The 6806-nt window shown below is 51.6% G+C and carries 2 protein-coding genes; both read right to left on the bottom strand.

The genetic code is table 11. From position 1 onward, the window contains the following. Nucleotide 1: 1 nt before the first annotated feature. Nucleotides 2-5905: a beta strand repeat-containing protein gene (locus tag ACO08K_RS16730; protein ID WP_421797554.1), complete on the bottom strand. Its 5904-nt coding sequence runs from the start codon at nucleotides 5903-5905 to the stop codon at nucleotides 2-4. A 250-nt stretch (nucleotides 5906-6155) separates the two neighbouring features. Beyond that, nucleotides 6156-6764, bottom strand: coding sequence for a hypothetical protein (locus ACO08K_RS16725; RefSeq protein ID WP_421797553.1), 609 nt, complete (start codon nucleotides 6762-6764; stop codon nucleotides 6156-6158). Nucleotides 6765-6806: the final 42 nt, after the last annotated feature.

The raw sequence follows: 6806 nt of genomic DNA, 5'->3' as shown, positions 1-6806 counted from the left end.
GCTACCCCAGGGTGTAGGTGGTACTGCCATCCGTTTTGGTAATTACCAGATCAGCCGACGGGGCCGGAGTATCCGTATCTGTTGCCGAGTTGTTGCCCGGAGTTGGATCAGTCGTGCCGCTCGGTACACTCACGGTGGCGGTGTTCACCAGGTTACCCGTTTGGCTGGAAGGTACCGATACAGTGATCGTGTAGGTAATCGAGCCACCAGAGGGGATGCTCACCGTCTGGCTGATGTTGCCTGTACCGCTAGCCGTGCCGGTAGCGCCACCTGCAAAAACTGCACTCCAGGAGATGATCGTCGTACCCGCAGGAGCATTGTCCACTACCGTGGCACCCACTACGTTACTCGGACCTGCATTGCTTGCCACCACGGTGTAAGTAACACCTACCCCAGGAGTATAGGTTGCACTGCCGTCCGTTTTGGTAATTACCAGATCAGCTGATGGGGCCGGAGTATCCGTATCTGTTGCCGAGTTGTTGCCCGGAGTTGGATCAGTCGTGCCGCTCGGTACACTCACGGTGGCGGTGTTCACCAGGTTACCCGTTTGGCTGGAAGGTACCGATACAGTGATCGTGTAGGTAATCGAGCCACCAGAGGGGATGCTCACCGTCTGGCTGATGTTGCCTGTACCGCTAGCCGTGCCGGTAGCGCCACCTGCAAAAACTGCACTCCAGGAGATGATCGTTGTGCCCGCAGGAGCATTGTCCACCACCGTGGCACCCACCACATTACTTGGACCTGCATTGCTCGCGACCACCGTGTAGGTCACAGCTACCCCAGGAGTGTACGTCGCACTGCCATCCGTTTTGGTAATCGACAAGTCTGCCGATGCTGCCGGAGTATCCGTATCCGTAGCCGAGTTATTGCCCGGAGTTGGATCAGTCGTGCCGCTTGGTACACTTACCGTGGCGGTGTTCACCAGGTTACCCGTTTGGCTGGAAGGTACCGATACATTGATCGTATAGGTAATCGAGCCACCAGAGGGGATGCTCACCGTCTGGCTGATGTTGCCCGTACCGCTGGCGGTGCCTGTGGCTCCACCGGCAAAAACTGCACTCCAGGAGCTGATCGTTGTGCCCGCAGGAGCATTGTCCACTACTGTGGCGCCCACTACGTTACTTGGACCTACGTTGCTTGCTACCACCGTGTAGGTAACGCCTACCCCAGGGGTATACGTTGCACTGCCGTCCGTTTTGGTAATTACCATATCAGCCGACGGGGCCGGAGTATCCGTATCTGTTGCCGTGTTGTTGCCCGGAGTTGGGTCAGTCGTGCCGCTTGGTACACTTACCGTGGCGGTGTTCACCAGGTTGCCCGTTTGGCCGGAAGGTACCGATACATTGATCGTATACGTAATCGAGCCACCAGAAGGGATGCTCACCGTCTGGCTGATGTTGCCTGTACCGCTGGCAGTGCCGGTGGCCCCACCGGCAAAAACTGCACTCCAGGAGCTGATACTGGTACCTGCTGGAGCACTGTCTGTAACAGTAGCACCCACCACATTACTTGGACCTGCATTGCTCGCCACCACGGTGTAGGTCACGCCTACCCCAGGGGTGTACGTCGCACTGCCGTCCGTTTTGGTAATCGACAAGTCTGCCGATGGAGCCGCAGTATCCGTATCTGTAGCCGAGTTGTTGCCCGGAGTGGGGTCGGTCGTACCGCTCGGTACACTGACCGTGGCAGTGTTCACCAAATTACCCGTTTGGCTGGAGGGTACCGATACATTGATCGTGTAGGTAATCGAGCCACCAGAGGGGATGCTCACCGTCTGACTAATGTTGCCTGTGCCGCTGGCGGTGCCCGTGGCCCCACCGGCAAAAACTGCACTCCAGGAGCTGATCGTCGTGCCCGCAGGCGCACTGTCTGTAACAGTAGCACCCACCACATTACTTGGACCTGCATTGCTTGCTACCACGGTATAAGTCACACCCACCCCAGGGGTATAGGTTGTACTGCCGTCCGTTTTGGTGATTGACAAGTCAGCTGATGGGGCCGCAGTATCCGTATCTGTTGCCGAGTTGTTGCCCGGAGTTGGATCGGTCGTGCCGCTCGGCACACTAACCGTGGCGGTATTCACCAGGTTACCCGTTTGGCTGGAAGGTACCGATACAGTGATCGTGTAGGTAATCGAGCCACCAGAGGGGATGCTCACCGTCTGGCTGATGTTGCCCGTACCACTGGCAGTGCCAGTGGCGCCACCAGCAAAAACTGCACTCCAGCTCGTGATCGTTGTGCCCGTTGGTGCATTGTCTGTGACAGTAGCTCCCACTACGTTACTTGGACCTGCATTGCTTGCTACCACAGTATAAGTCACAGCTACCCCAGGGGTGTACGTCGCACTGCCGTCCGTTTTGGTAATTACCAGATCAGCTGATGGGGCCGGAGTATCCGTATCTGTTGCCGAGTTGTTGCCCGGAGTTGGATCGGTCGTGCCGCTCGGCACACTGACCGTAGCAGTGTTCACCAGATTGCCCGTCCGGCTGGAAGGTACCGATACATTGATCGTATAGGTAATCGAGCCACCAGAGGGGATGCTCACCGTCTGGCTGATGTTGCCCGTACCGCTGGCAGTGCCAGTGGCGCCACCGGCAAAAACTGCTGACCAGCTCGTGATCGTTGTGCCCGTTGGTGCATTGTCCGCTACAGTAGCTCCCACTACGTTACTTGGACCTGCATTGCTTGCCACCACGGTGTAAGTCACACCCACCCCAGGGGTGTAGGTTGCACTACCGTCCGTTTTGGTAATCACCAGATCAGCCGATGGGGTCGCAGTATCCGTATCTGTTGCCGAGTTGTTGCCCGGAGTTGGATCGGTCGTGCCGCTCGGTACACTGACCGTGGCGGTGTTCACCAGGTTGCCCGTTTGGCTGGAAGGTACCGATACAGTGATCGTGTAGGTAATCGAGCCACCAGAGGGGATGCTCACCGTCTGGCTGATGTTGCCCGTACCGCTGGCGGTGCCCGTGGCCCCACCAGCAAAAACTGCTGACCAGCTCGTGATCGTTGTGCCCGTTGGTGCATTGTCCGCTACCGTGGCACCCACTACGTTACTTGGACCTGCATTGCTCACCACCACGGTGTAGGTCACACCTACCCCAGGGGTGTAGGTTGTACTACCGTCCGTTTTGCTGATCGACAAGTCTGCTGATGAGGCGGGAGCGGCAAGTAAATAATCTTCGACTTCGCCAGTGGAAGCTACAGCTGTGGACCTTTCATCCACAGCTGTGGTTCCGGTATCATCTGTTAAAGAGGATGTCGTCAATCTAATCCTCATATAATGCTGGTCCAAAGCACCGCTTACCGAAACACCTGTCCAGGTCAAGGTTTTAGTTCCGGTGAACCCGCTTGCTACGGAAACTGTAGCAACTTCGTTTGCTTCGAACTGGCCATTACTGTTAAGATCGATCCAGCCGTACAGCGTGGCCGCGGAACCTTCATTATTGACGATATTGTTTACATTGACCGAAACATTCTGAGGGCCCCCCGCTGTAAGGGTTGGCAATGTACTTACCCCATCTTCATCATCGAGGCCTGCTATATCGTCCCCAGTAGCCAGTGCATTGGGTGCAGCGGCCGTTTCCGCATCCAACAAGTTGCCGATATGAAGATTCATACAATCAAGAATGTGCGAAGGAGTACCATAAGAACTTGGAGCATCACCATAATCCACTTCAACCAAGGAAGTGAATTGAATGGCCAGAATTATATGAGAATCGTTACCCCCATTTGACTTGCTTGAATCAAAGCCGCCGGATACAAGCGTTGGGCTAAGCGAAGAACTGTGAGTCGTGGTTCCCAGAAATACTGAGCCATTATTTACCCACAAGTGGTTGGCACCTCTTGGTGCACCAGTATCACCGAGGTAGTCATCCGCATTACCGCCCATATAGGTTCCGTATAGCAGCGTATTCAGAGAACTATTAAATCCGGCAAAGAACATGTCGTAGTTAAAGTTTCCTCCGCTGGTATGGGAACTGTTAAAAAAAGACTCGCCATTGATATTTTGGGTTGGAAGACCTGAGCCAGCCACTACGCCGAAAACCATTAAGAGTACGGATTCGTTACCTTCGCAATCTGTTTGTGAAACAAGACGTATACCACTGCCGATATCTGTCGCACTGGTACCATAGAAGGTAGCTGCGTAGCCCGATGATCCTCCTGCGTTTACCTTACCAACTACTACATCTATACCACCATTATCTGTGGCATCGTAAACGCCTACACCGGTTGGAAAGTCGTTCGCTGTTCCAGACACAGTAGTGGCGCTGCCAGTCCAATAAAGCACCTCGCCCACAATCTCCACATCATTGATGCGGTCGTCGCCAGTGCCACCAATTTTATCTAAATAGTTAAAACTGGTAGCAGTAGAATTGAGCACGCCTAAAACGCCATCCGAATCAGAGCCAGTGCTATTTCCCGCTGCACTGTTAACCTGTGTAATCGTACCGGTTGTTGAACCAGCAAACGTTACGCGTCCATTTGCAAAAACTTCCAGGTCGTTGAATACTTCAGTGCCGGAGCCGCCCACATAAGTCCCCCAAGTGAGGGTATTATTGCTGCTGAATTTGGCGATATACATATCGCTACCACCACCGAAAGTGGTTTGTGCAACACCTGCCGAGATGTACGTGCCCGGCAATGCAGCAGCAGCCGTCAAGCCTACTACAAAAGAGTTATCACTCAAGGCGCGAATGGAAGTAACGCCAACATTTTCATCACCAGTGCCTCCCAGATAGGTTGCATAGTGTAGGGTTCCCAGATCGCGGGAAAACACAGCGACAAAACCATCTGTACCGCTGCGGGCATTGTCAAATGGCGACCCTGTCGTCGGAATGTCTACGGTTGTCGCCCCACCAATAAATACCCGACCACTGGAAAGGCTGAGTGCCTGTGCTATCACCCTATTGGTACCGCTTATAGTACTAGGGCCGTAAAGTGTCAAGTCCAAGAGGTCGGTGCCATTACTATTCATTCTATAGACGATAGCGACATTGGGCAAAGAACTAATGCCTGTACCTCCGGAAAGTCCGCTTACACTATTGAGGTATCCGTTGGCATCATATGGTGCGGTGCCCGTTGGAAAATCCCGGTTGGTTCCACCGGCACAATACACCGTTCCATCATCCGGATCCACCTGGATGGCATAGAGGTAAGCATCAAAATTCGAGTTTGCTCCATCGACAAAAGTACCCCAGGACAGGGTAGGGTCAATTACCAATGGAAAATCAGGATCCAGGTGATCGTTTGTGGTGAACGCAATCTGGTTATCGCTGTATTTATTGAAGTTGAAATGCACCTGCACCTTGCCTGCATCGGTAACCTGGTAAGATTCCGGGATGTTGAGTTTAACATCCGTAAAACGCAAGCCAACCTGCAGGCTTCCATCTGCATTAACGACAAGCTTATCCTGGCCGTCAAACTGCATTTTAACCTGGCTGTAATCAGCACCTGCATCAAATATCCAGTCAAACTCAAGAGCGCCCCCCTTTGTACTGTACAGACGCAAGTCAATACCCGGATAAACATCCTCCAGCGTTAAATCCTTAGCCGCCCGGACAGATGAGACCCATTTATTGGTATCCTCTCCAAAGAAATAGTTGTATTTTGTATTAAAAGCCTGCCCCAATTCAATATGTGGGTTAGGGTTAGAGCCATCTAAATAAATGGAAAACGTATGCGTTCCTTTAACGCCTGGAAGCAATTTAGTTTTTCCGGGCAAAGGCTCGAGCAGTGTATGATCTATTGCAACAAATCGAATCCGGTTGTGCTCTATGTATACGGAGCCATTCTTGGATTCGAAATAATACAACACATCATTGTTGGCGATCTGCCCCTTATTTTCGATAAATCGGATTGTTTCAGCATTTTTTTTCAAGGTCTGCTGAACACGTTCCTGCATTTGAGATTCTTGAGTGGGTAAGCTTTGCGCGAAGGCTGTTCTTGTACCTACAAGAGATAGCAACGTAACCAGTATAAATGCGAATTGCTGTGAAAATGCAAATACCCGGCTACAAAATTTTGTGTAAAGTGAAAATGATTTATTCATGATGGCGTGGAAATCTGTTAGTATTGTTTGAATTGCGCCTGCCATTATCAGGCTGTACTGGGGTTGTTATGCCGCAAGAAGTTGCAAGCACATGACATGCGGCTTAGGTAGTATTGTTATCACCTCCGGATTGAGTGTTTGAAGCCTTGCCAAGGCGAACAATTCCGCCAAGTGCCTCACCGTCATCAGCACCGACACAAGCTGAACCCGACCAGGCTTCTCCATCATTCCAACGAAAGGTATTGCAGGCGTCACCAAGCGCCCAGGGTGCTGTTTTTTGAAGTTTTTTTGGTGTTTTACTTGACGAGTAGTTTGTTTTAACAGTTATATTACGTGACAAGATTTTTTCAACAACATTTTTGCTAGAGAACTCGCGGCGGATACTGATCGTTCTTTTTACAATTGGATATTTAGGTAAGTTATGAGGAATATTGTGTCGGATATTGACTACATCTTCTGCCCTAATGTAAGATTGTAGCATTACCCCTCCGCACCAGGCTTCAAGGCTATTCCAAGTGCAACGGGCAATCGGAAAACAACCATAAGCATAAGATAATGAAGGCGATAGAGCCAACAAAAAGAGCAGAACACAACTTGACAGGAGCCGTAAATAGCTCGGTGGTAAAAGACAGAAACGCTGCTTTTGAGGCTGTTCAGTTAAGCCCAAAAGGATCCCCTGTCGCCTACGGTCGATGGTAAGCGCTTTTTTCATGAGAATTTGAATTATACAATGGTGTGTGTGCCTGTTGCCATG

Source organism: Haliscomenobacter sp. (assembly GCF_965225875.1).
In the GTDB taxonomy this organism is placed as follows: Bacteria; Bacteroidota; Bacteroidia; order Chitinophagales; family Saprospiraceae; genus Haliscomenobacter.
The sequence above is the reverse complement of the archived record's forward strand: the minus strand, read 5'-3'. Positions and strand labels throughout refer to the sequence as shown.

Excerpts from the sequence above, each read along its gene's own strand:
- ACO08K_RS16730 (WP_421797554.1), bottom strand. The coding sequence starts at position 5,905 with ATGCAGGAACGTGTTCAGCAGACCTTGAAAAAAAATGCTGAAACAATC.
- ACO08K_RS16725 (WP_421797553.1), bottom strand. The coding sequence starts at position 6,764 with ATGAAAAAAGCGCTTACCATCGACCGTAGGCGACAGGGGATCCTTTTG.